This window comes from Paraburkholderia xenovorans LB400, from assembly GCF_000013645.1.
GTDB lineage: Bacteria > Pseudomonadota > Gammaproteobacteria > Burkholderiales > Burkholderiaceae > Paraburkholderia > Paraburkholderia xenovorans.
Genome location: NC_007951.1, coordinates 4,861,454 through 4,884,397, shown reverse-complemented (window position 1 = coordinate 4,884,397; position 22,944 = coordinate 4,861,454). Strand labels below are relative to the sequence as shown.

Sequence of the window (22,944 nt, the reverse complement as noted above, 5' to 3'; positions counted from 1 at the left end):
ATCGAATGAGTCAATGGTAACCATGTGGTCGCAAAATGAGCGTCTCATTTGCTTGTGTTCCTGCACTGCGATAGGCTATTTGTTCCTGAATTCGCCGGTGACACGGAATATTTCATCTATGACCACGCCACCCAGACGGCTTGACCGTATCGACATCGGCATCCTGAGCCAGTTGCAGCAGAACGCGCGCATCACCAATTCGGATCTGGCGCGTTCGGTGAACCTGTCGGCCACGCCGTGTTTTAACCGCGTGCGGGCGCTCGAAAAGCTCGGCCTGTTCAAGCAGCAGGTCACGCTGCTGAATCCGGAGCCGCTCGGGCTGCGCATCAACGTGTTCATTCAGGTGAGCCTGGAAAAGCAGGTGGAAGACGCGCTGCAGCGCTTCGAACAGGCGATTTCGGAGCGCCCGGAAGTGATGGAGTGCTATCTGATGACGGGCGACGCCGACTATCTGCTGCGCGTGGTCATGCCGGATATGCAGACGCTGGAGCGCTTTATCGTCGATCATCTGACCAAGATTCCGGGCATCTCCAATATCCGCTCGAGCTTCGCGCTCAAGCAGGTGCGTTACAAGACGGCGCTGCCGCTGCCGTCGTCGGGACTGACGCTGGTCGATCCCGACGACGTGTCGACTGACTGGCGCTGAGAGCCACAAAGGGCAGCGTCCAGTTGCCGCTGCCCTTTGTGAGCTGCCTGTCTGCCTTTGATGCGCCGAAAGCAGTCGTTACGCCGTTGCCGCGACGTGCGTATAGCGCGCGGCCGGCAGCTTGTGCGACAGGTTCGGCTGCAACTGCTGGCGCGCGCTGTTCAAACGGTCCCAGTCTGCCGCGTCCGGCAACGACGGAATCGTCACCAGTTCGCCCTGATCGAGGCCGGCGAGCGCGGCGTCCACCATGTCTTCGGCGGTCATCACGATCTCCGACGGCAGATGCTCGACCGGCAAGCCCGCGCGGCCCCAGAATGCCGTGCTGGTCGCGCCCGGCAGCACCGCCTGCAGCTGCACGCCCTTGCCGCTCACTTCGTGATGCAGCGATTGCGTCAGGTTCAGCACGTAGGCCTTGGTGCCGCTATACGTGCCGTTCAACAGTTCCGGCGACAACGCGACGATCGACGAAATATTGATCACGATGCCGTTGCCGCGCTCCACCAAAGCCGGCACGACGGCCGCTGTCAGACGCGTCAGCGCCGTCACGTTCAGGTCGATCATCTTTTCGAGCGCGTCCACGTCCGAGTCGATCAGTGAGGCGGTCGCGCCGACGCCTGCGTTGTTGACCAGCATCGTGATGCTGCGGTCCGCGCGCAGCCGTTCCTCGATGCGGCGCACATCGGCTTTGACGGTGAGGTCCGCCGCGATCGTTTCGACGTGGAGGCCGGTTTCGCTCGACAGACGCCCAGCCAGACCGTTCAGCCGTTCTGCATCGCGCGCCACGAGAATCAGGTCGTAGCCGCGCCGCGCGAGGCGGTCTGCATACACTGCGCCGATACCCGACGACGCCCCCGTCACCAATGCCGTTCCTTTGCCTGCTTGCGTTGCCATTTAACTCTCTCCTAGTGGGCGCGGCGGGTTGCGCCGCTGCCCGTCCGATGAATGGGAAAACCCGGAAACCTCCGCTGCCGCGCGGTTTGCGTGGACATTGCGGTGTTGACGAGGCAAGTGTAGGCGCGTACTCTTTCGTCTCAAATGTCGTATTTACCTCGTTTTAGGACATCGCGATGAGACATATCGGCGTGGTGGTTTTCCCCGGCTTCCAGATTCTCGATATGGTGGCGATCTCGGTGTTCGAACTGGCGAACCTGGAGGCCGGCCAGCCGGAGTACGAAGTGGAAGTCATTTCCGAGCATGGCGGAATGGTGCGCAGCTCGGCCGGCGTCGAGATCGCCACCCGGCCGTTCAGCGATCCGGCGTACGACACCGTGGTGGTCACCGGCGCGATGCAGATCGCGCCGTCGTCGTCGGGATTGCTGGCGTTTCTGAACGACGCCCTCGCCGCCTCGCGGCGTACCGCCAGCATCTGCACCGGCGCGTTCGTGCTGGCGGAAGCCGGGATTCTCGACGGCCGCCACGCCACGACCCACTGGATCCACGCGCGCGATCTGCAACGGCGCTTCCCGCAGGCGCGCGTGGACGAAGACCGCATTTTTATCGTCGACGGTTCGGTGTGGACATCGGCCGGCATGACCGCCTGCATCGACCTGTGTCTCGCGCTCGTCGAAAACGATCTCGGCGTGGAAGTTTCGCGCGCTATCGCCAGGAAGCTCGTGGTCTATCACCGCCGGGCTGGCGGCCAGTCGCAGTTCTCGGCCATGCTGGAACTGGAGCCGAAATCCGATCGCATCCAGAACGCGCTCTCGTACGCCAAAAGCCATCTGCGCGAGCCGTTGACGGTCGAACAACTCGCCGACGTCGCGCATCTCAGTCCGCGCCAGTTCAGCCGCGCCTTTCGCGACGAAACCCGCCAATCCCCAGCCAAAGCCATCGAGGCATTGCGCGTAGAAGCCGCGCGCGCCATGCTGGAAGCGGGCCGCCACTCTATGGAAGTGGTGGCGGCGGAAACCGGCTTCGTGGATACAGAACGGATGCGCCGCGCGTTTCTGCGCGCGTTCGGCCAGCCGCCGCAGGCGATCAAACGCGCCGCGCGCGTGATGTAACACAGGTGATGGACAATACGGGGAACCGCAGCAACATCCGATATGACCTTCCACCATGAGAGGAACGCGATGAACTACGACGACAGCAATCCCTTCGCGAGGATTCTGCGCGGCGAATTACCCTGCATCAAAGTGGCCGAAACCGATGCCGCCCTCGCCTTCATGGATCTCATGCCGCAAGCCGACGGCCATCTGCTAGTGGTGCCGAAGGAACCGGTAGCAGAGATTTTCGAGCTGTCGGATGCTTCCCTAGTGGCATGCATACGCATGACGCAAAAGCTCGCAATCGCGGTGCGCGCGGCGTTGCGCCCGGACGGCGTGTTCATTGGCCAATTCAACGGCGCCGCCGCGGGACAAACCGTGCCGCATGTGCATTTTCACGTGATTCCGCGCTGGGAAGGCCAGCCGCTGCGCATGCACGCGCGCGACGTCGCCGACGCGGATACGCTCGAAGCACTCGCCAAGCGCATTCGCTCACATTGGCGCGCTCACTGACCGGGTGCCGGGTGCGTGACGCGCCATGCACGACGCGCGGTCACGCGCCGTACGGTGGGAAGAAATCGCGCGGCGTAGCACGCGGGCGTATTGATCGGCAGGCAGGCGCGGCGCGCTTCAAAGGCGATGCCGCGAGCGGCGCAGCGGATGCCGCCAGTCGATACGCCGCGGCTTGACACGCGCGGGTCGCATTTCGTGAAGATGCCGGTGTTCCTGCCACAATTCGTCGGAGAAAAGAAACGCCACGATGAGCAGCGGAATGACCAGAAAAACGCCCAATATCAAGTGCTCGATCACGGTGGCCTCCGGTCGCAAGAGCATGATTTCATTGTAGAGCACCGGGCGTACCCATACCGTGCCGCGGCGCTCGCAATCGCGCGATCACGCGCGATCGCGCGCCTGCGGCAACACGACGCCAGGCACTCTCCAAAGCCGCATGCCGCGGCGCGTGTTGCAAAAAAGTGGCGTGCGGAAGCAGGACTTTGCAAGAACTCCCCACCCCGGGCCCTGACTAACTGGAACGCGCCCACGCACGGAATGCGCGTTCAGACCAATAACTCTCAAGGGGAATCCAATGACTATCGAACGCAGCAGCGAACTCACGTTGCGCCCGCTCGAGCGCACCGATCTGCGCTTCGTCCATGAAGTGAACAACAACGCGAAAATCATGCGTTACTGGTTCGAGGAGCCCTATGAAACCTTCTCCGAACTGACGCAGCTTTACGACCAGCACGTACATGACCTGCGCGAGCGACGCTTCGTGGCGATCGACAACGAGGGGCAGACCGTCGGGGTCGTCGAATTGATCGAGCTCGACTACATTCACCGGCGAGGCGAGTTTCAGATCATCATCGCGCCTCATGCACAAGGCCGCGGCTATGCAACCCTCGCCACGCAACTAGCAACCGACTATGCGTTTTCAGTGCTGAACCTGCGCAAGGTCTATCTGATCGTCGACAAGGCGAATACAGCGGCCATTCACGTCTATGAGAAGTGCGGCTTCCGGCACGAAGCCGAGCTGATCGAAGAGTTTTTCGGCAACGGCAGCTATCACAACGCTCTGCGCATGTGCATGTTCCAGGAGGAATTCTTCAAGGTGAATCAGCAAGTCTATTGAGCGTGCGACTGCGCAGCGCCCTCACCAAACAAACCCCGCACGCACCGCTCGTGGTACCTGGCACTGTTTATCTTCTGCAAATACACCGTTATTTTGTCATTCCTGTTTAGCCAGCTGAATGACTTTGTGTGCAACGCACCAACTGCCCACAATAAATGTAGTAAATCGCTTAATTGACGCCCCTCGTTTACGCGAATACGCGTCGCAAAGCTTTACTGGTTAAAGCGGCGCGCGTCACCCATTTGCGGATTATCGATCGCAAGGACACTTGATCAAGTCACCGCTCAACAGATAACCCGGCGCAAACGCTGGTGCGACAATTAGCCGCTGTTGCAACCGCACACAAGATGTGCTTGTCGTTCTCTCGCGTTCTCCTAAAGTGCAAGGTGCGGGTTCAACGTTAAAGTTAAATACATAGCTAACCTGAGTATCCACCCGCACCGGAGGAAAATATGAAAACGCGAATCGCCCTTGTTTTCGCCATTGCGGGATTGGCTGCCGCGACAGTTCAGGCGCAAGACGTCGTGATCAAGCCGCAGCAAACCATCCAGTTCAAGGCCAATGGGTATGGCTGCCTGTCGAAGGATAAACTCGACGCCGCCGACCAGCATGCGCAAGCCGGTGAACAGCAAAAAATGCAGGAATTCTTCTCCGGATACCAGTGTGTTTCGACGCCAGAAAACTCAAGCTTCCGCGTTGTGCGCGTGGTCGGACACGACGTCGAATTCGTGAATTCCGGCAATAGCGACACGCAAGGTCTTTGGGCGAACGATCGATTCATCAAGCAATAAGCTGAACGCCCATATTCCGGCATTGCCCGGAATATGATTCCGGTTCGGCATGCGTCGATCCTCTGACTTTAAAAAGCCGGAGGCGGTGAACCTGTGAGTTAAAAATCGGCTGGGCATGAAATGCCTGGCCGTTTTTTATTTGCGTGCGTTTTTTCGTCGCCTTGAAACGGACAGAAAAAAGCCGATGCGGACGGTGTCCATCCGCATCGGAAGTGCGCTTGATTGGCAGGTGCAGGAAACGACCGCTGGCTCATGGCGCGCGCGGTCGTGCCCGTCAGTGAGAATCGCGCGGCACCGGCGCACCGCTCGATCCCACCAGAAAGTCCAGATCCGCGCCCTGATCCGCTTGCAACACGTGCTCGACATAGAGCTTGTAGTAGCCGCGTTTGGGCGCCTCGGGCGCCTGCCATGCGGCACGCCGGCGCGCGAGTTCTTCGTCGGTGACGTCCAGATGCAGGCGGCGTGCGTCGACGTCCAGCTCGATCATGTCGCCGGTCTGCACGAAAGCGAGCGGGCCGCCCGCAGCCGCTTCCGGCGACACATGCAGCACCACCGTGCCGTAGGCCGTCCCGCTCATGCGGCCGTCGGAAATGCGCACCATGTCCGTAATGCCCTTTTGCAGCACCTTTTTCGGCAACGGCATATTGCCGACTTCCGCAAAGCCCGGATAACCCTTCGGCCCCGCGCCCTTGAGCACCATGATGCAATGCTCGTCGATGTCCAGCGACTCGTCGTCGATCTTCGCATGCAGTTCCTCGACGTTCTCGAACACCACCGCGCGGCCGCGATGTCTGAGCAACTGCGCGGTTGCCGCCGACGGTTTGATCACCGCGCCATCCGGCGCCAGGTTGCCCTTAAGCACCGCGATTCCGGCCTTCGGCTTGAACGGCTCGGCGAACGTCGTGATGACCTTCTCGTCGTGATTCGGCGCGTGGCGTACGTTGTCCCAGATCGTCTTGCCGTTCACCGTCAGCGCGTCGCGATGCAGCAGGCCTTGCTCGCCGAGCTGCTTCAACACCGCGGGCAGACCGCCCGCGTAGTAAAAATCCTCCATCAGATATTCGCCCGACGGTTGCAGATTCACGAGACACGGCACGTTCGACCCCAGCTCCCAATCCTCCAGCGACAACTCCACGCCAATGCGCCTCGCCAGCGCAATCAGATGAACGACGGCATTGGTCGAGCCGCCGATCGCCGCATTGGTGCGGATCGCGTTCTCGAATGCCTCGCGCGTGAGAATCCGGTCCATTGTCAGATCCTCGCGGACCATGTCGACGATCCGCCGGCCCGCGAGATGCGCGAGCACCTGGCGGCGCGCATCGACGGCGGGAATCGCGGCGTTATGCGGCAAGCCCATGCCGAGCGATTCGACCATCGAGGCCATTGTCGACGCCGTGCCCATCGTCATGCAGTGACCGCGCGAGCGGTTCATGCACGACTCGGCTTCGGTGAATTCTTCCTGCGTCATCGTACCGGCGCGCACTTCTTCGGACATCTGCCAGACTCCGGTGCCTGAGCCGATATTCTTGCCGCGAAACCGTCCGTTGAGCATCGGCCCGCCGGAGACGGTGAGCGAGGGCAGGTTGCACGAAGCCGCGCCCATCAGCAGCGCGGGCGTGGTCTTGTCGCAGCCGACGAGGAGGATCACGCCGTCCATAGGATTGCCGCGAATCGACTCCTCGACGTCCATCGAGGCGAGGTTGCGAAACAGCATCGCCGTGGGCCGCAAGTTGGTCTCGCCGAGCGACATCACGGGAAACTCGAGCGGCAGGCCGCCCGCTTCATGCACGCCTTTTTTCACGTACTCCGCGAGTTCGCGAAAATGCGCGTTGCACGGCGTCAGTTCGGACCACGTATTACAGATGCCGATCACCGGGCGCCCGTCGAATTCGTCGTGGGGAATGCCCTGGTTTTTCATCCACGACCGATGCAGAAAACCGTCGCGGCCCTGGAGGCCGAACCACGCCTGGCTACGCAGCGGCTTCCGGGTCTGGTTGGAGTCAGCCATGAAATCTCCTGTTGGCAAACATGTGGAGCGGGAGGTAACCGCGGGCGTAAAAGTGCGCTACCCGCATCATCTTGAAAATAAGACAGATTGGACGACGCGCGAAATCGTCAGCGCCAGGTGGGTTTTGTAGCCACTGGCAGCGTCTGGCGCCATCGCTTCGATCCGATGTTTTCGCCGATCGAGCCGGACTTGCCTTGAAAGGTAGTGAATAACCGGCAGTTTTCCGGCGCTTTCGAGCTCGCGGCTGCAAAGCAACATGTTGCCGGTTTCACCTGCCGAAGTGACGCGTCAGTACCAACAGTACGCGTTCTGAAGCGACTGTCCGATCGATTTAGCGTACAGGATGGATACATTCGGTATCATCACGCGCCAGCCGCACTTACTTTCGCGCGCAGCCCTGGTAGTGCTCGAAGCCTTGCGGGAAGCCGCCGGTGGGTCTACGGCGCGGCTTCCGGGCCGTCAGTGGCGCGATAAATGCTTCTTCCCTGGCAATGGCAGCCGGCTGACGGCGCGGGGGAACAGGCGATGTACAGCAAACACGGAAAACGGCAACGCGCCGTCGACGATTCTTTTTCAGTTCGCTCCGGTGGAGCGAGCGTCTGGTTTAGCAACGGCATGGCTCTCAAATCTACGATTTACAAAGCGGAACTGCAGATCGCCAACATGGACCGGCACTACTACGCCGACCATTCGCTGACGATCGCCCGCCATCCCTCGGAAACCGATGAACGGATGATGGTCCGCGTCGCCGCGTTCGCGCTGTTCGCGCGGGAACGGCTCGAATTCTGCAAAGGTCTGTCGGACGTGGACGAACCGGACCTGTGGGAAAAGGATCTCACCGGCGCGATCGAAACCTGGATCGAAGTCGGCCAGCCAGACGAACGGCGCATCGCCAAGGCAAGCGGCCGCTCGAACGAGGTGATCGTGATCGCCTACGGCGGCCGCGCGTCGGACATCTGGTGGCAGGGCGTGCGCAGCAAGGTGGAACGCATGCGCAACGTGACGGTGTGGACGCTGGGCGAAGACGTCGCCACGGCGCTCGGCTCGCTGGCCGAACGGACCATGCGGCTGCAATGCACGGTGCAGGACGGCGAAGCCTGGCTCGGTAGTGCCGAAGCCGATGCGGTGAAAATCGAATGGACCGTGCTGAAGGCGCCCGCCAACGCCTGACACTTGCCGCTTTTCGACGCTTCTCGACGCCTGGACGCGTGAAGCGCCCTAAAGCGACGTCACGCGCGCCGCTTCCGGCGGCCCCTTGAGTTCGACCATGTTGCCTTCCGGGTCGAACAGATACAGCGACAGTCCATAGCCGTCCGCGCCATAGCGCAGTCCCAGTTCGCCCAACTGCGCGCCACACTCGGCCAGCTGCGTCTTGAGCGCCTCGGCGTCGAACGGTTCGATGCGCAAACAGAGGTGATCCATGTTGCGCCCCGTGCCCGGCACGCCGTTTCCGGCGTGGTCGAGTTTGGCGCCCGCCTGCAACAGATCGATCAGCGAGCGCCCCGCGCGCAGTTGCATCAGGCCGAGATCGCGCTGCTCCTTCTCCACGCTGCAGCCGAGCACGTCGCAATAAAAACGCGCCATCGCCTCGACGTTTGTCGCCCGAATGACGACGTGATCGATCTCTCGAATGTGGATTTTCATGTCGAACGCCCCTTGGCTGGTTCGAAGAAGGGATGAATAGCCAGTGTAGAAGAAAGGGCGGCGCTGTGAGCGAGGGCCGGATCAGACAGATACAGGCGAAAAAAAGCCCGCTCTATGTGGAGCGGGCTGAATCCATATCAGGAGGAGACATGGAGGAGACAAGTACTAATATACACATGGGGTTGGTGCGACGCAATAAGTTTTTAAGGGAAAACCCGATATCGTGCAAAATTGTCGCAGTTTGCGGCAAAACGGGCGCCTGGCGGGGCTTCGGGCGCTACGAAGAAGCTACGAAGTGGCTACGGACAAGCAGTGAACAAGCGCAATGACAGAGCAAGAACCGGGGCGTAGTGTGTCGGCATGCGGCCTACATTGGTGAGCATCGACACCGCCTTTCCGGGACCATCATGAACCGCAAGCCTTCCGAAACCGCCTCCGGCACCGCCAGTTGGACTTCCGACGACGAGCGCTGGGAAGCCGTCACACGCCGCGAGCCGCAAGCCGACGGCGCGTTCTTCTATGGCGTCAAAACGACCGGCGTGTTCTGCCGGCCGTCGTGCGCGTCGCGCCAGCCGCGCCGCGAGAACGTCGCGTTCTTCACCGACGCCGCCGCCGCGCGCGCTGCGGGCTTTCGCGATTGCAAGCGCTGCCAGCCCGGCGGTCTGCCGCGCGAGCTGGAAATCGTGAACCGCGCATGTGCCGCGCTCGACGCCGACCGGCAACAACGCCTCACGCTCGCCCAGTTGAGCGACGCCGTGCACGTCAGCCCGTTTCACCTGCAGCGTCTGTTCAAGCGCGTGGTGGGCGTGTCGCCGCGTCAATATCAGGCCGCGCAACGGGGCGCCGCGCTGCGCGACGCACTCCAGTGCGGCTCGGACGTCACTCGCGCCACGCTCGACGCGGGCTTCGGCTCGCCGTCGCGAATGTACGACAGCGCGCCGGCCGAGCTCGGCATGGCGCCGTCCGCGTATCGCCGCAAGGGCGCGGGGCTTACCGTGCGCTACGCGAGCGCGTCGACGCCGCTCGGCTTCGTGCTCGTCGCGGCCACGGAGAGGGGCATCTGCAAGATCGGTTTCGGCGACGACACCGCCACGCTCGCCGACGACCTGCGCAGCGAATTTGCCAACGCCGACCTGTTGGAAGATACCGTCCACCTCGCGCCGTTCATCGCGCAAATCGACGCCTATCTGCGGGGCACCCGCCAGAACTTCGATCTACCGCTCGATATCGCGGCGACGGCATTCCGGCAGCGTGTCTGGGAGGCGTTGCGGCGCATCCCCTACGGCGAGACGCGCAGCTATTCGCAGATCGCCGAAGCGGTGGGCACGCCGCGTGCCGTGCGCGCGGTAGCCAGCGCGTGCGCGACGAACCCGGTGGCACTGGCGATTCCGTGTCATCGCGTGGTGGCAAAGGGCGGGGCGCTGGCGGGATATCGCTGGGGGCTGCCGCGCAAGGCTGCGCTGCTCGACAACGAGGCACAGCATGCCGGCGTTTTTTCGCGCGGCCCGATCACGCGCGACGAACGCGTCCTTGCCGATGCCGATGCCGGCGTCGGCAACGGCAACGGCAACGGCAACGAAACCACCACCACCAAACTGGACCACGCCGCGTGAGCACGCTTGACGAAGTCGCTACTCTGGAATTGCCGTTCAAACCACCCTTCGACTGGCCGCGCCTGCTGCGTTTCTTCGGCGGACGCGCGACGCCGGGCGTCGAAGCGGTGGAAGACGGCGCGTACCGTCGCGCGATCGAATGGGCCGGCCACAGCGGCACACTCAGTGTGCGTCTGCATTCGCGCAAGCGCTGCCTTGTCGCCAGCATTGAAGGGCCCGTGAGCCGTCACGCCGATGCGCTCGCCGCGCCGATTGCAAAGATGTTCGATCTGCATGCCGACCCGAAAAAGATCGGCGCCGAACTCGCCGCTGATCCGTGGCTCGCGCCGCTCGTCGAAGCGGTGCCCGGCCTGCGTGTGCCGGGCGCGTGGTCGGGCTTCGAACTGGTGGTGCGCGCAATCGTCGGGCAGCAGGTCAGCGTGAAGGCGGCGACCACCATCATCGGCAGGCTCGTGCAGCGCGCCGGCGGGCGCATCGAGGGGCATCCGCATGAGAACACCGCCTGGCGCTTTCCGACGCCCGCCGCGCTGGCCGCCGTGGATCTCGCGCAGATCGGCATGCCGGGTAAACGAGTGGCGGCGTTGCAGGGCTTCGCACACGCGGTCGCCACCGGCGACGTGCCGCTCGACAGCAGCACGGCCGACGCGGACAGCCTGCGCGCCGCATTGCTCGCGCTGCCCGGCATCGGCCCCTGGACCGTCGAGTACGTCGCGATGCGCGCATGGCGCGACGCCGACGCGTGGCCCGCATGGGACCTCGTGCTGATGCAGTCGATCTGCGCGCGCGACCCGTCGCTCGTGCGGCCCACGCAGCAACGTACCCGCACCGATACGTGGCGGCCGTGGCGGGCGTACGCGGCGATGCATCTGTGGAACGAAGTGGCGGACCGTGCCGGCGCCGCGCGTGGCGGCTGAAGCCTGGCGCCGGGTGAGGACAAAAGCGGCTCGCGCGCATGGTGCATGACCGCTACAGTGATAGGGCGCACAGCCGACCGACTGGCCGAAAAACGACGCGGATTGGCGGGCAAAGAGGCGGCCCGGAGTGCCCGGATGGGCCGCGGGAACGACCTCAAGCAGCGGTCGTGGCGAGATGTTAAAGTGCCCGCTACTGAAAATTCCGCCGAACGTTGTCAACCGCGCTGTGCTGCGGCACATGGCGGCCCGACAACGCCCGACTCGCATCAATGCCAAACACGACATCTTCCCGCACGACCGACGCGTTCTCGCACCGCCTGTCCGTGCTGACCACAGGCCCGCAGCGCGATGCGCTGATTCGTGGCCTGCGCGGCATCGAAAAGGAAAGCCTGCGCGTGACGCACGAGGGCAAGCTCGCCTTGACGCCGCATCCACGCGCGCTCGGTTCGGCTCTCACGCATCCGTCGCTAACCACGGACTATTCCGAAGCGCTGCTCGAATTGATCACGCCGGCCGAGCACGACGTCGCGCTGACGCTCGAGAAGCTCGACACGCTGCATCGTTTTGTCTATGCGGAACTCGGCGACGAGATTCTGTGGAACAACTCCATGCCCGGCCTGCTGCCCGGTACCGACGAGGGTATTCCGATCGCGCACTACGGCAGTTCGAATATCGGCAAACTGAAGTACGTCTACCGCATTGGTCTCGCGCTCCGTTACGGACGCACCATGCAGTGCATTGCCGGCATCCACTACAACTATTCGCTGAACGAAGAAGTATGGCGGCGGCTGCATGCCGATCAGCAATCCACCGCGAACGCCGTCGACTTCCAGTCCGACCGCTACCTCGCGCTGATCCGCAATTTCCGCCGCACCAACTGGCTGTTGATGTATCTGTTCGGTGCTTCGCCGGCGCTGGATCGCCGTTTCTTGCGCGAGCGCAAACATTCGCTCGATACGTTCGACGCCGACACGCTCTACCGGCCGTACGCGACCAGCCTGCGCATGAGCGACCTCGGCTATTCGAACACCACGGCGCAAGCCGCGCTGCACGCGGATTACGACACGCTGCCAGGTTATCTCGACGCGCTGGCGAAAGCCGTGAGCCAGCCATACCCCGCGTACGAGGCAATCGGCACACAGCGCGATGGCGAGTGGGTACAGATCAACACGAACGTGCTGCAGATCGAAAACGAGTTTTACTCGACGATCCGCCCGAAGCGCATTACGTATCCGGGCGAGCGTCCGCTGCATGCACTGGCAGCGCGCGGCGTGCAATACGTGGAAGTGCGCTGCATGGATATCGATCCGTTCGAACCGACCGGCATTTCGCTTGAAACGTCGCGCTTTCTCGACGCCTATCTGCTGGTCTGCGCGCTCGACGACAGCGCGCTGCTGCCGCCTGATGCCTATGCCGAAGCCAATCACAACTTCGCCCGCGTGACGATGGAAGGGCGCAAGCCCGGCCTCGAACTGACACGCGACGGCCAGCCGGTCGCGATGGCGGATTGGGCGAACGAACTGCTCGTCAAGATCGACGCGGCTGCGGCCACGCTCGACGCTTTGCACGGCGGCGACGCGCATGCACGCGCTGTCGCCGTTCAACGCGCGAAGCTGGCCGATGTATCGCTGACACCGTCGGCGCGCGTGCTGCAGACCATGCGCGAGAAGCAGCAGAGTTTCCTCGCCTTCGGCCTTGCGCAAAGCGAAGCGCACGCCGCGTATTTTCGCGCGCGTCCGCTGGACGCGGAGCAGACCAAGGTATTCACCGATCTCGCTGCACAGTCGCTGGCTGAACAGGCGAAACTCGAACGGGAAGAAGTCGGTTCGTTCGACGCATTCGTCGCGGCTTATCGCGCGTACACGTTGAACCGGTTCAGCGTCTGAACAACGCGCGCGTGGGTAAGGCGTGGGTGAAGTGAGAAGAGAAACAGGCGGTCGGAAAGGCCGCTTTTTTCTGCGCAGGTAACGTCTACGCAATGCGCCACCGAGTGTCGAACACCATCGGCAAATTCTCCACGCGTTCTGACGATTCTCTGATCCAGATGAAACACCGCAGCGCTGCGGCGGTCCAAACTCAAACGACGCGCACCACAGAGGGAGGATTCGACGCGATGAAAAAAAGTCTGTTGGCCATGCTGTGCGTAGCGGCGGCGGGGTGTTCGACGCAAGGGCAGGTCGATCCGGACGTCATGCAGATCGCCACGACGCCGTTGACATGTTCAAACAAAACGGAATGCGATGTCTGGTGGCAACGGGCGCAAACGTGGGTGACGAGCCATTCGAAGTACAAGATCGAATCCTCGACCGACACGCTGATCCAGACCGCCGGCCCCGATGGCGGCAAGCGCGCGTTGGCGTATCAGATCACGCGCGCGGCGAATCCCGACGGCACCGCGACTATCGGTTTTGCCGCACATTGCGATGGCTCGACGGGCTGCAAGCCAAACCCGTGGGAAGCCGGCGCCGACTTCAAGCAATACGTGCGCGGCGTCGCGGCCGGCGCGCCGCAGAGTGGCGTCAAGCCCTCGGCGCCCTCGGCCCCGCATCCGGATGCTTTGCAGGGGCAATCGAATCCGGCAACGAACGGCGAAGCCGTGACGCAATAGAGAAAGCGGAAAGACGCGCGTTCGCTCAGCGCGTCCTTTCGAACTTCAATGGCCCATTGAAGGCCCGGCGCCCTTGCGCGGCTTGGTGATCCAGACCAGCACCGCAAGCACGAGAAACGCCGCACACGAAATGCGGAAGAAATCATTGGTGGCCATCATATAAGCCTGCGCCGTCACTACCTGATTCAACTGCGCGGTGATGCTGTCGCCAGACAGTCCGATGCCGGCCAGTGCGTTGGTATAAGCATTGGTGTTCGGAGCATAGACGTTGACCGAATCGGTCAGCATCGCGTGATGGTAGATCGTGTCGTTTTCCCAGTACGTCGTACTGATCGCCGTGCCAATCGCGCCCGACAAGGTCCGGAAGAAATTGGACAGGCCTGACGCGCTCGCCAGCCTTTCATCCGACACGCTGGAGAGCGTGATGGTGGTCATCGGCACGAAGAAGCAGGCCACGCCGATTCCTTGCACGAGCCGTGGCCAGATCACGTGATTGAACGGCACGTCGAGCGTGAACGTGGAATTCCAGAACGACACGAACGCGAACACGATGAACGCAAAACTCGCCACCACGCGAAGGTTCAACCGGTGCATGTTCTTGCCGATCATCGGCGACAGAAACAGCGCGAGCAGCCCGACCGGCGCCGTCGCCAGACCCGCCAGCCCGGCCGTATAACCCATCACCGTCTGCAGCCAGAGCGGGAAAATCACGACCGAGCCGAAGAAGGCCATGAACCCGAACGAGATGATCAGCACACCGAGCGCGAAGTTGCGATCCTTGAACAGCGAGAGATCGACAACGGGCTCTTTCTCCGTCATCTCCCACACCAGCATGAAGGCAAGCGACACCACCGCGATCACCGCAAGAGCAACGATAAATGTCGAATTGAACCAGTCGCGATCCTTGCCGAGGTCGAGCATCATTTGCAGGCACGACACGCCGATCACGAGCAGCGCGAGACCGACGGCGTCGATGCGCTGTTGCGTAGTCTTCGTCTCACGGCCACGCAGCAGCAGAAACGCGCATACCGCCGAAAACACGCCGATCGGCACGTTGATGTAGAAAATCCACGGCCACGTGTAGTTGTCGGTGATATAGCCGCCCATCACGGGCCCGAAGATGGGCGCGCAAATCACCGTCATCGCCCATAGACCCAGCGCGAGTCCGCGCTTTTCGGGCGGATACGAGCGCATCAGAATGGTTTGCGAGAGCGGCACCATCGGCCCGGAAACGAGCCCCTGAACCAGCCGGAACGCAATCAGCGACTCGAAGTTGTGCGCGAAACCGCACAGCGCCGAAGCGATCGTGAAAAGCAGCACGGACAGCGTAAAGAGCTTCACTTCGCCGACGCGCCGCGCGAGCCAGCCCGTCAGCGGCACCGCGATCGCCGAAGCGACAGAATACGACGAGATCACCCACGTGCCCTGACTGGTCGCCACGCCGAGGCTGCCGGAAATAGTCGGCACCGCGACGTTCGCAATCGACGTGTCGAGCACCTCCATGAAGGTGCCGAGCGCGAGCCCGACCGTGAGCAGCGCCAACGCGCCGCCTTTGAGCGGAGCGGGTTCGGCGGCGGGCAGGGCAGCGGCGGAAGCCGTGGCGTCCATAGATTTTTCTCCTCAGCCGGGAAAGCTTGTCGCGGCATCTTTATCGCGCGCTTCACACGGCGCACTTACATGCCGGATCACTCTCTGCCCAGACAGACATCATCAAACAATGACGCTCTCGAAAAGCGCGCCTGGTTAGCGTTCGCCGTGTTCCGGCGGCGAGTCTTCGGGTGATTCGTCCTGCGATTCCTGTTGCGGCCCCAAGCCACACCCGGCGCTTGCTCCCGCGTCGATGCCGTTCGCAATGAAACGGCCGAGCAGGTCGATCAAGGTGGCGTGGTCGGCGGCGGAAAACCCCCGCAACTGCTCGTTCAGTACCGCCGCGCCCAGACCGGGCAGTTGGCGTGCGGCTTCGTGGCCTTGCGGCGTCAACTCCAGTTTCACCATCCGCCGATCGGTCTCGCTGCGCGTGCGCACGACAAAGCCTTTCTTTTCAAGGCGATCGAGCAGACGCGTCATCGACCCGCTGTCATACGACATGGCGCGCGACAGTTCGAACGGCGTACTCGCACGCCGCGACGACAGCATAAGGATCACGCCGATCTGCTGCGTGGTCAGCCCGAGCGGCTTGACGGCACGGTCTGTCCGCTCGACCAGCACATTTCGAGCTTTCGTCAGGTAGTAGCCAAGACTCGATTCGAGGTGAATCTCGTCCGCCTTGTAGGGACCGTCGGTCATCGTGTATCGGCAATATCGTCGAGCAGAACGGATTTTAGCTGCCTAAGCAGACAAGTCAAACCTGATTTCACGTAGTGCGAACAGCAGAAAAACAACACAGCCGAGGCGCGCAGAGCAAAGTATCTTGAAATTTGATTGCATAGTCAATATTATTACAGGCAACGAGTTACGCGCGACCGCGCCACCCGAGACCATGTTCTGACCGATTGCCTGCACGCCGCGAGCCGACGTGCGAAAAGGATTTTCCCGATGCTGTACCTCAAAAACACGCTTGGCGGCCTGAGCCGCTCCCTGACCGATTCCGCACTGAGCACCTTCAAGGGGCCGCACCGCTGGTGGAAACTCGCGCTGTTCGCCGTGCTGTTCGTGCTGCCTGGCGGATCGGTGGGCGTGGCGGCGCTGGCGTGGGCCGAGCATCGGCGGGCACGGAAGAGTGTCGAGAAGGCGAAAGCCGCGAAAGTCGAATTGACGGCCGCGCCGCTTCCCACCGTCAACACCGCCGTTGCGCAAAAGCACGTCGGTCCTGTCGGCGCCTGTCAGGCGCGCGGCGATGCGCCTTGCCGGGCTGCGGCGGGCAAACTGCGGCGGCAAGCCAAGTCGACCGAATCACGCGTGTAAAGGCCAGCCCGGTAACAGCGCGTAACCTTCGCGACATCCTCAGTAACACACCTGCCGCCTTCCTCGCATTACCCTTTCAGTTTCCCGCGCCCAGCGGGCTCATACGCTAACATTCCCGCAGACCAGGATCTCGTCCGGCGTGCCGCCATCGGCTGCGCCGCGGCGTCAGAAGGAATTCATTGCATGCAGTCTGATCGAATCTCGCGCGCGCGGACGCTTGCGCCACGCGCCCTGACTATTGCTGTCGCAGCGGCTCTCGCCGGCCTGCTGTCCGCCTGCGTGGTCGGCCCCGACTACAAGCGGCCCGCGGCCACGATCCCGGCGTCATACAAGGAAGCTGCCCCCGGCTGGAAAGTCGCCGAGCCGGCCGATCAGCACGATCGAGGCGACTGGTGGACCATTTACGAAGATCCGCAACTCAACGCGCTGGAAGACCGGCTGAACACCGCGAACCAGACCGTCGCCCAGTTCGCCGCCGCGTACCGTCAGGCGCGCGCGCTGGTTGGCGAAGCGCGTGCAGCGTATTTCCCCACCATCGGCGCATCGGCGGGCGCCACGCGTTCCGGCAACGGCTCGTCGTCGAGTCGCAGCTCGACTGCCACGACGAGCCGCTCCGGCATCAGCAATAGTTTCAACGTACAACTCGACGCAAGCTGGGAGCCGGACCTGTGGGGTTCGGTCACCCGCTCGGTCAACTCGCAGAAGGCCGGCCAGCAAAGCGCCGCGGCGGACCTCGCGAACGCGCGGCTGTCGGCGCAAGCCACGCTTGCCCAGACCTATTTCTCGCTGCGCGCGCTCGATTCGACTCAGAAATTACTCGACGACACCGTCGCGGCTTACCAACGCTCGCTGCAACTCACGCAGAACCAGTACGCGGCCGGCGTCGCCGCGCGCTCCGACGTGATCCAGGCGCAAACGCAATTGCAGTCGGCCCAGGCAGCCGCGATCGACAACGGCGTCCAGCGCGCCCAGGACGAGCACGCGATCGCCGTACTGGTCGGCGAACCCGCCTCCACCTTCTCGATTCCGCCGATGCCGCTAACGGCCACGCCGCCCGCCGTGCCGGCGCAAATGCCGTCGGCGCTGCTCGAACGGCGGCCGGACATCGCGTCGGCGGAACGCAAGGCCGCCGCGGCTAACGAACAGATCGGCGTAGCCATCGCCGCTTTTTTCCCGTCGCTGACCCTGTCCGCTTCCGGCGGCTTCGAAAATTCAGTGTTCTCGCAATTGCTGACCGCGCCGTCGCGCTTCTGGACGCTCGGCCCGCAACTCGCCGCAACGCTCTTCGACGCCGGTCTGCGCCAGGCCCAGACCGACGCCGCCCGAGCCGCCTACGACGGCGACGTCGCGAGCTACCGTCAAACGGTGCTGGCCGCATTCCAGGACGTCGAGGACAATCTCGCATCACAGCGCATCCTCGAGCAGGAAATCGTCGTGCAGCGGCAAGCGGTGGATTCGGCGCGTCAGGCGCTGGCCATCGTCACGAACGAGTACAAGGCGGGCACGGTCGGCTACGTCAACGTGCTAACCGCGCAAACCACCGCCTTCACGGCTGAGCAGAAACTGGAGAACATCGCCGGGCAGCGGATGGTGTCGTCGGTAGGTCTGGTGAAGGCGCTGGGCGGCGGCTGGGACGCGTCGCAGATGAATCGCGAAACGGGCGATGTGGCCGCGCCAGCGCCGCTGCCGGCATCAGCGGCTGCGCCGGTCGCGCAAAACGGGGCGACGCCGCCTTCGCAGATGCACAACGAATAGAAGCGCCGGCCGTCGGCGTAACGCAAAAGAGGCACGACCGCTTTCTCCACGGTCATGCCTCTTTTTTGCATCGACGCCTCAAGGCTCTAGCAGTTTGAGCAGTTCCCGGGTGCTTATCGCGCGCAGCGCCAGCCCGCGCACGATAACGACATCGAGGCCGACGCCCGACCACCCCGCGCGGCAGTGCCCCGCCATCCGCCTCAGTGCACGAAGGTCAACGCCACCGTGTCCGGTCCGCTCGGCCGCCCCAACAGATTCAGCAATCCCGCAAGATTGTCGCGTGCCTCCGGCGCGGCGCTGGCCGTCCCGCGAAACGACGTCGACGCCGCCGACACCGTGCCGTTGCCGGTCAGCATCAACGGCCCCTTGGTGGTGCTCAGATCGAGCGTGGACGACTCGCCCTGCGCCTGAAACACCACCCGGTACGAGCCGAGCGGCTTGACCATCGAGACGCGCGAGCTGACGTCGGTCAGCGTGACGCTCAGTTGTCCGAACGCCTCGCGGTTGAAGCTGCGCCAGTCCGACCAGGACAGCTGCACATTGCCCTGCAGATCGAGCGTATTGAACGGCGCGCCGAGGCCGCTCAGCAGTGAAGCCGGCACGGCGATCGTGCCCGGCGTGACCGTCGCGCTGCGCGGCGTGGCGTCGACCGTGATCGGCTCCGGCATCGCCTCGCTGTGCCGCATGGTCATGCGTACACGGCCGGCGAAGAGCGGCCAGAAAGCCGTGTGCCATTCGATCCGGCCAGGCAGCAGCGTCGCGGCGCTCATATCGGAGCCCGCGGCCAGCATCAGCGTGGCCGAGCCGTGCCACAGCGAACCGGCCGGATTGACGAGGTTGACGTGCCCGCGTGTCTGTCTGGCGAACTGCGGCGTGATCCAGGCGGCCGGCAGCATCGCCAGCATCACGGCGGCGGCGGACAGCAGCGCGACCACCAGCCAGGGAAGCGCGACGCGCAGGCGCCGCATCCAGTAAGTCATGCGAGATCCTGTGACGGCACGGTCGCGGTTATTTTCATTTCGCGGTGGACGGCTGCAGCGACGCCGTCAGATCCACCTGGCCGTCTTCCTTGAGCGCCGTGGCGTGCGCCTCCAGGACCTGAACCTTGAACTGCTTGCGCACGTCGTCGACCCAGGTCGTCCACGCCGGGAACGACGCGTTCTTCAACTGGATCTGCACGGCGTTGCCGATCACCTGAATCTGCGTGGCCGCGAGGCCATGATCGTTGAGCGAAGCGGTGAGGGCGTCTTTCAGCGCGGCGCCGGTGGGTGCCACGCCCTGAGCCGCCGCCGAGAGTTGCCGCGCTTCGTTCGCCTGCGCGGTCATCTGCGCCAGTTGCCGCTGCAACGTGGGCAGCGACTCACGCAGATGCGCGCGTCCTTCCTGCGCGGGCGACCACAGCACCGACCACGCGATCACCACGGAGAGCACGCCGCCGCCCCACGCCAGCAGGGTTTTTTCGCGCTCGGTGCGCTGGTCCCAGAATCCGGCCCATGTTTGAGCGAGTTCAGCTTTCATTGTCCGTTCCTGATGGTCCACTTGCCGGTATTGCTGTCGATCGCGCCACTCAGTCCGTTGCGGCCAAGGCGCTTCGAGAAGTCGGGATCGAGCTTCACCTCCGGCTTGAAGGTCACGTCGAGCCTACGGTCGTGATAGTCGAGCGCGGCAATGCCGTTGACCGGCACCGGCGCCAGCGAGCGGGCGAGGCCGTCGGCCAGCGCCAGGAAATCGTCCGGCGACAGTTCGCCCGCCGCGACGCGCAACTGCTGCAACTGGCGCGCCATCTGGTCAGGCGCATCCAGCACGACGGTCGTTTTGGGGAAGGTATTGAGCAGCAGTTCGGTCATCTGCGTGTTGATGGCGTCGCGTTGGCGCGCGAGCAGCAGCCACTGCACGTTCGCGCCGACGATCGCCACCACCAGCGCACCGACCGCGAGCCACACCGGCAGGCGCAGTCGCCGCAGGGTTGCGCGGTCGAGCCGCCACGGCTGCGAAGCAAATTCGAACTGGCACAGGTCGAAGCGGCACTCCAGCGCGCGCCGCGCGAGCTGCTCGAACGGCAACGGACTGGCGCCGTGGATATGCGCCGCGAGCCGCGCCGGACTATTCGCGGCGAGGCTCGGCTCGTTGCCGGGCACTTCGGTGAGCATGTACAGCGAGACCGGCACTGCGCCCGCGAGCGCGCCGAGCGTCGCGTTCACGGCGCTGGCCGGCACCGCCAGCCCTTCGCCTTGCACGCCGCGCGCGATCGCCAGTTCGACGCGCGGCACACCGTTGCCCGCGGCGCCTTCCACCGCGCCTTCGAGCAGCATGGCGGGCGCGGTCTGCACCACGGCGCCGAGCACCGCGGCCACCATCGGCACCACGGACGCAAGGCCGGGCGCCACCACCGGCGCGACGCCCGGCAGCGACGTCGCCACGCCGGCGGCGCCTGCGAGAACCGGTTCACCGGCGCTCACCATTTCCTCGACTTCGGCGGCCGCGTTGATGTCGAGCGCTGCCGCCTGCGGCAGGCAGCGTGTCACCGGCACTGCGCGCAAGCTGCGGTGACCGGCATTGGCGAACGATTCGCAGATAAAACGGAACCAGCCGCGGTCGATGATCGCCAGCAACTGCCGGCCGCCCGCGAGCGGTTTCGGATCGACCGCAATGTGGCAGGTCTGCGGATCCTGGATCAGTTGATCCTCGACGATATTGGGCAGCGCCTGACGCAGCCGCGGGCCGCGTAGCGGCGGCAGCGTGGCGGGCATCATCAGCAGGTCGCGCGCGGCGACCATCAGGATGGCGACCGAGGCGCGCGGCAGCAGCGCGAGCGCCGAACGGCCAGCGCGCTGGGTGCGCCCCGACTTGTCGAGCAGCACGAACGGCAACTCCGGCAGTTGCCATTCCTGCGACGGCACCGCCGGATCACGCGGCGGCAATAGAACGATCAGCGTGCTCAAAGGCCACTCTCTCTGGGAAAGGCGTTATTCATAGTTGGTCTTCTACTCGCACGATACGCGTAGTGTGAGTCAATGCGTCGCGATAGACGAGGGTCGTGCGGTCCACCTCGGCGCGTTCGTGCTGCACGCGGCCGTGGATCAGAAAGTAATTCGAGTTGACGTCGAGTTCGCTCGGGTCGATCGAGATCGATTGCACGCCGGCGGCTTGCAGCGCGAGCTGCACGTCGCCGGCGTTCCGGAAAAACACGGTCTGCCGCCGCGCGACGAACGCTTGCGCCGCCGACACGCTCATTCCCGGCACGACTGCGGCGATCACTTCGGCGGAGGCCGTATTGACGTTGACCGCCGAGACGGTCGGCAGCACGGTGACGAACGGCCGCAGGCGCGCGACCATTTCGGGCGTGTAGCCCGGAATGTCGAGCAGCGAGTCGATGTTGATCAATTGCAGCGGCGCGTTCGCCGCGCTGTCGTTGCTGTCCTCGATGCCGGGTTTGTCGGTGAAGCTGCCGCCGGTGGCGCCGCCTTGAACCTGCGGGGCCGCGGTCGTGCCGTTGGTCGACGTGACGGTCTGGAAACGGGTTGCCGATTGCGCGAGGCTCGCGCGGACCTGGACTGCCGTGGTTTTTGCCAACTGGCTGTTCAGGCCGAGCGAAACGAGCAGGCGCTGGTAGGCGCCGACCTGGTTCATGTCCAGTTGCATAACGCCGGGTGCCGGGCTGTCGACCAGATTGCGGAGGTTGAATTTCGCCTGGGCGTCTTCGATTGAACCCGATAGATAGGTTGCCGCGCCTTGTTCGGCTCTCACTTCGCCGATCTGGCCGAGGAAATCGGATAACCGGGTTTTGGCGATGGGGACGCCCCATAGGCCGCCCAGGTAGGTGATGCCGGCTGAGGTGTCGCCCTCCGAGCGGAGAATCAGGCGCGTCCAGTCGAGGGCGCCGCGGGCGACCCATTGGGCTTGGGATAGGAGGCGTTGGTTTTCGATTCGGCGGATCTGGACTTGTTGGCGCCAGAGCATGCCGGAGACGAGGATTGCTGATAGGGCGACTACTAGTAGGGCGCTGATGATTGCTACGCCTTTCTCGGTTTTCCGGGTTTTTTGGGTTGTCTGGATTCGGGGGGTGTTGGCCTTTCCTTGTGTTCTTTGTGGTTTATTAGGGTTGCCCCTGTGCGGGGCGGCACCTACTTTCTTTGCCGCGGCAAAGAAAGTAGGCAAAGAAAGCCGCTTTACACCGCCAATGCTAAGCGGGGCCCCCGCACAGTCACGGTAGTGGCACATCTGGAATCGGTCTCCTCGCACACTCGCCGCCAGTGACAAAGCCGTCATACCTCCCGCCTCGCACTGCGTGCTCGCCGGAACGGCATCCCTCGAACACCATTGGGGACTCCTTGCCTCGCGGGTGCCGCCGGCTTCGCCTCGGCGAGACGCCGGTCTGCGATGGTCTGAGGTATTGCGACGCGCGGCAAGACGCCGGTGGTTTTCGTGTGTACCGCTCGGCGCGCG

Annotated in this window: 23 protein-coding genes; 13 read left to right on the top strand and 10 right to left on the bottom strand. The window is 63.6% G+C overall.

The genetic code is table 11. The features are described 5' to 3' along the window. Positions 1-118: 118 nt before the first annotated feature. Entirely contained in the window at positions 119-646 is a 528-nt protein-coding gene (locus BXE_RS22025; RefSeq protein WP_007180099.1) for an Lrp/AsnC family transcriptional regulator, read from the top strand. 78 nt (positions 647-724) lie between these two features. Here BXE_RS22025 and BXE_RS22020 read toward each other — a convergent pair whose 3' ends face one another. Further along, positions 725-1,537, bottom strand: coding sequence for an SDR family NAD(P)-dependent oxidoreductase (locus tag BXE_RS22020; protein ID WP_011490351.1), 813 nt, complete (start codon positions 1,535-1,537; stop codon positions 725-727). A gap of 176 nt (positions 1,538-1,713) precedes the next feature. Here BXE_RS22020 and BXE_RS22015 point away from each other — a divergent pair, with 176 nt between their 5' ends. Continuing rightward, the gene (locus BXE_RS22015; protein WP_011490350.1) at positions 1,714-2,649 is read left to right on the top strand and encodes a GlxA family transcriptional regulator; all 936 of its coding nucleotides are present in this window, start codon (positions 1,714-1,716) and stop codon (positions 2,647-2,649) included. Between the two features lie 69 nt (positions 2,650-2,718). Further along, positions 2,719-3,144 carry an HIT family protein gene (locus BXE_RS22010; protein ID WP_011490349.1) on the top strand — a complete coding sequence of 142 codons (426 nt, stop codon included), beginning with the start codon at positions 2,719-2,721 and terminating at the stop codon, positions 3,142-3,144. Between the two features lie 117 nt (positions 3,145-3,261). Here BXE_RS22010 and BXE_RS22005 read toward each other — a convergent pair whose 3' ends face one another. After that, on the bottom strand, positions 3,262-3,465 hold the full coding sequence (locus BXE_RS22005) for a hypothetical protein (protein WP_216668582.1): 204 nt from the start codon (positions 3,463-3,465) through the stop codon (positions 3,262-3,264). A 253-nt stretch (positions 3,466-3,718) separates the two neighbouring features. Between BXE_RS22005 and speG the strand changes: the two genes are divergently transcribed. Both speG and sap1 read left to right on the top strand, forming a co-directional pair. After that, positions 3,719-4,261: a spermidine N1-acetyltransferase gene (speG, locus tag BXE_RS22000; protein WP_011490348.1), complete on the top strand. Its 543-nt coding sequence runs from the start codon at positions 3,719-3,721 to the stop codon at positions 4,259-4,261. 452 nt (positions 4,262-4,713) lie between these two features. Then, positions 4,714-5,052: a surface attachment protein Sap1 gene (gene sap1 / locus BXE_RS21995; RefSeq protein ID WP_007180093.1), complete on the top strand. Its 339-nt coding sequence runs from the start codon at positions 4,714-4,716 to the stop codon at positions 5,050-5,052. Positions 5,053-5,326: 274 nt separating this feature from the next. Here sap1 and BXE_RS21990 read toward each other — a convergent pair whose 3' ends face one another. Further along, entirely contained in the window at positions 5,327-7,060 is a 1,734-nt protein-coding gene (locus BXE_RS21990) for an IlvD/Edd family dehydratase (RefSeq protein WP_011490347.1), read from the bottom strand. Between BXE_RS21990 and BXE_RS47910 the strand changes: the two genes are divergently transcribed. Continuing rightward, complete coding sequence (locus BXE_RS47910; protein ID WP_267886373.1) at positions 7,059-7,190, top strand: hypothetical protein; 132 nt, start codon at positions 7,059-7,061, stop codon at positions 7,188-7,190. The two genes, BXE_RS21990 and BXE_RS47910, sit on opposite strands and share 2 nt — an antisense overlap. Positions 7,191-7,675: 485 nt before the next feature. Further along, a complete protein-coding gene (locus tag BXE_RS21985) occupies positions 7,676-8,230 on the top strand; it encodes a YaeQ family protein (protein ID WP_011490346.1) in 555 nt (184 codons plus the stop codon). Positions 8,231-8,278: 48 nt separating this feature from the next. Here the strand turns inward: BXE_RS21985 and BXE_RS21980 are convergent, their stop codons facing one another. After that, on the bottom strand, positions 8,279-8,704 hold the full coding sequence (locus BXE_RS21980; RefSeq protein WP_011490345.1) for a VOC family protein: 426 nt from the start codon (positions 8,702-8,704) through the stop codon (positions 8,279-8,281). 407 nt (positions 8,705-9,111) lie between these two features. Between BXE_RS21980 and ada the strand changes: the two genes are divergently transcribed. From ada to BXE_RS21960, 4 genes are all read left to right on the top strand, one after another. Continuing rightward, entirely contained in the window at positions 9,112-10,317 is a 1,206-nt protein-coding gene (gene ada, locus BXE_RS21975) for a bifunctional DNA-binding transcriptional regulator/O6-methylguanine-DNA methyltransferase Ada (protein ID WP_011490344.1), read from the top strand. Next, positions 10,314-11,231, top strand: coding sequence for a DNA-3-methyladenine glycosylase family protein (locus BXE_RS21970; protein WP_038457134.1), 918 nt, complete (start codon positions 10,314-10,316; stop codon positions 11,229-11,231). Before ada ends, BXE_RS21970 begins: the two co-directional genes overlap by 4 nt. A 269-nt stretch (positions 11,232-11,500) precedes the next feature. Continuing rightward, the gene (gene gshA / locus BXE_RS21965; RefSeq protein ID WP_011490343.1) at positions 11,501-13,117 is read left to right on the top strand and encodes a glutamate--cysteine ligase; all 1,617 of its coding nucleotides are present in this window, start codon (positions 11,501-11,503) and stop codon (positions 13,115-13,117) included. Between the two features lie 227 nt (positions 13,118-13,344). Next, positions 13,345-13,839 (top strand): hypothetical protein, encoded by a 495-nt coding sequence (locus tag BXE_RS21960; protein WP_038458447.1) that lies wholly within the window; start codon positions 13,345-13,347, stop codon positions 13,837-13,839. Positions 13,840-13,884: 45 nt separating this feature from the next. On the opposite strand, the gene BXE_RS21955 is transcribed toward BXE_RS21960, so the two are convergent. Then, positions 13,885-15,447, bottom strand: coding sequence for a DHA2 family efflux MFS transporter permease subunit (locus tag BXE_RS21955; protein ID WP_011490341.1), 1,563 nt, complete (start codon positions 15,445-15,447; stop codon positions 13,885-13,887). Between the two features lie 135 nt (positions 15,448-15,582). Then, positions 15,583-16,125 (bottom strand): MarR family winged helix-turn-helix transcriptional regulator, encoded by a 543-nt coding sequence (locus tag BXE_RS21950; RefSeq protein ID WP_011490340.1) that lies wholly within the window; start codon positions 16,123-16,125, stop codon positions 15,583-15,585. 249 nt (positions 16,126-16,374) lie between these two features. Between BXE_RS21950 and BXE_RS21945 the strand changes: the two genes are divergently transcribed. Then, positions 16,375-16,743 carry a hypothetical protein gene (locus BXE_RS21945; RefSeq protein ID WP_011490339.1) on the top strand — a complete coding sequence of 123 codons (369 nt, stop codon included), beginning with the start codon at positions 16,375-16,377 and terminating at the stop codon, positions 16,741-16,743. A 183-nt stretch (positions 16,744-16,926) separates the two neighbouring features. Beyond that, positions 16,927-18,498 carry an efflux transporter outer membrane subunit gene (locus BXE_RS21940; protein ID WP_011490338.1) on the top strand — a complete coding sequence of 524 codons (1,572 nt, stop codon included), beginning with the start codon at positions 16,927-16,929 and terminating at the stop codon, positions 18,496-18,498. Positions 18,499-18,698: 200 nt separating this feature from the next. On the opposite strand, the gene BXE_RS21935 is transcribed toward BXE_RS21940, so the two are convergent. From BXE_RS21935 to gspK, 4 genes are read right to left on the bottom strand one after another with little or no spacing between them, the layout of a single operon-like run. After that, complete coding sequence (locus BXE_RS21935) at positions 18,699-19,478, bottom strand: type II secretion system protein N (RefSeq protein ID WP_011490337.1); 780 nt, start codon at positions 19,476-19,478, stop codon at positions 18,699-18,701. 34 nt (positions 19,479-19,512) lie between these two features. Further along, the gene (locus BXE_RS21930) at positions 19,513-20,016 is read right to left on the bottom strand and encodes a type II secretion system protein M (protein ID WP_011490336.1); all 504 of its coding nucleotides are present in this window, start codon (positions 20,014-20,016) and stop codon (positions 19,513-19,515) included. Further along, positions 20,013-21,440, bottom strand: coding sequence for a type II secretion system protein GspL (gene gspL / locus BXE_RS21925; RefSeq protein WP_011490335.1), 1,428 nt, complete (start codon positions 21,438-21,440; stop codon positions 20,013-20,015). The genes BXE_RS21930 and gspL overlap by 4 nt, the downstream gene beginning before the upstream one ends. Positions 21,441-21,468: 28 nt before the next feature. Next, positions 21,469-22,767: a type II secretion system minor pseudopilin GspK gene (gene gspK, locus BXE_RS21920; RefSeq protein WP_193352954.1), complete on the bottom strand. Its 1,299-nt coding sequence runs from the start codon at positions 22,765-22,767 to the stop codon at positions 21,469-21,471. Positions 22,768-22,944 lie beyond the last annotated feature (177 nt).

Bases quoted from the DNA above. Each gene is read 5' to 3' on its own strand.
- BXE_RS22025 (WP_007180099.1), top strand. From the start codon at position 119: ATGACCACGCCACCCAGACGGCTTGACCGTATCGACATCGGCATCCTG.
- BXE_RS22020 (WP_011490351.1), bottom strand. From the start codon at position 1,537: ATGGCAACGCAAGCAGGCAAAGGAACGGCATTGGTGACGGGGGCGTCG.
- BXE_RS22015 (WP_011490350.1), top strand. From the start codon at position 1,714: ATGAGACATATCGGCGTGGTGGTTTTCCCCGGCTTCCAGATTCTCGAT.
- BXE_RS22010 (WP_011490349.1), top strand. From the start codon at position 2,719: ATGAACTACGACGACAGCAATCCCTTCGCGAGGATTCTGCGCGGCGAA.
- BXE_RS22005 (WP_216668582.1), bottom strand. From the start codon at position 3,465: ATGCTCTTGCGACCGGAGGCCACCGTGATCGAGCACTTGATATTGGGC.
- speG (WP_011490348.1), top strand. From the start codon at position 3,719: ATGACTATCGAACGCAGCAGCGAACTCACGTTGCGCCCGCTCGAGCGC.
- sap1 (WP_007180093.1), top strand. From the start codon at position 4,714: ATGAAAACGCGAATCGCCCTTGTTTTCGCCATTGCGGGATTGGCTGCC.
- BXE_RS47910 (WP_267886373.1), top strand. From the start codon at position 7,059: ATGAAATCTCCTGTTGGCAAACATGTGGAGCGGGAGGTAACCGCGGGC.
- BXE_RS21990 (WP_011490347.1), bottom strand. From the start codon at position 7,060: ATGGCTGACTCCAACCAGACCCGGAAGCCGCTGCGTAGCCAGGCGTGG.
- BXE_RS21985 (WP_011490346.1), top strand. From the start codon at position 7,676: ATGGCTCTCAAATCTACGATTTACAAAGCGGAACTGCAGATCGCCAAC.
- BXE_RS21980 (WP_011490345.1), bottom strand. From the start codon at position 8,704: ATGAAAATCCACATTCGAGAGATCGATCACGTCGTCATTCGGGCGACA.
- ada (WP_011490344.1), top strand. From the start codon at position 9,112: ATGAACCGCAAGCCTTCCGAAACCGCCTCCGGCACCGCCAGTTGGACT.
- gshA (WP_011490343.1), top strand. From the start codon at position 11,501: ATGCCAAACACGACATCTTCCCGCACGACCGACGCGTTCTCGCACCGC.
- BXE_RS21960 (WP_038458447.1), top strand. From the start codon at position 13,345: ATGAAAAAAAGTCTGTTGGCCATGCTGTGCGTAGCGGCGGCGGGGTGT.
- BXE_RS21955 (WP_011490341.1), bottom strand. From the start codon at position 15,447: ATGGACGCCACGGCTTCCGCCGCTGCCCTGCCCGCCGCCGAACCCGCT.
- BXE_RS21950 (WP_011490340.1), bottom strand. From the start codon at position 16,125: ATGACCGACGGTCCCTACAAGGCGGACGAGATTCACCTCGAATCGAGT.
- BXE_RS21945 (WP_011490339.1), top strand. From the start codon at position 16,375: ATGCTGTACCTCAAAAACACGCTTGGCGGCCTGAGCCGCTCCCTGACC.
- BXE_RS21940 (WP_011490338.1), top strand. From the start codon at position 16,927: ATGCAGTCTGATCGAATCTCGCGCGCGCGGACGCTTGCGCCACGCGCC.
- BXE_RS21935 (WP_011490337.1), bottom strand. From the start codon at position 19,478: ATGACTTACTGGATGCGGCGCCTGCGCGTCGCGCTTCCCTGGCTGGTG.
- BXE_RS21930 (WP_011490336.1), bottom strand. From the start codon at position 20,016: ATGAAAGCTGAACTCGCTCAAACATGGGCCGGATTCTGGGACCAGCGC.
- gspK (WP_193352954.1), bottom strand. From the start codon at position 22,767: ATGACGGCTTTGTCACTGGCGGCGAGTGTGCGAGGAGACCGATTCCAG.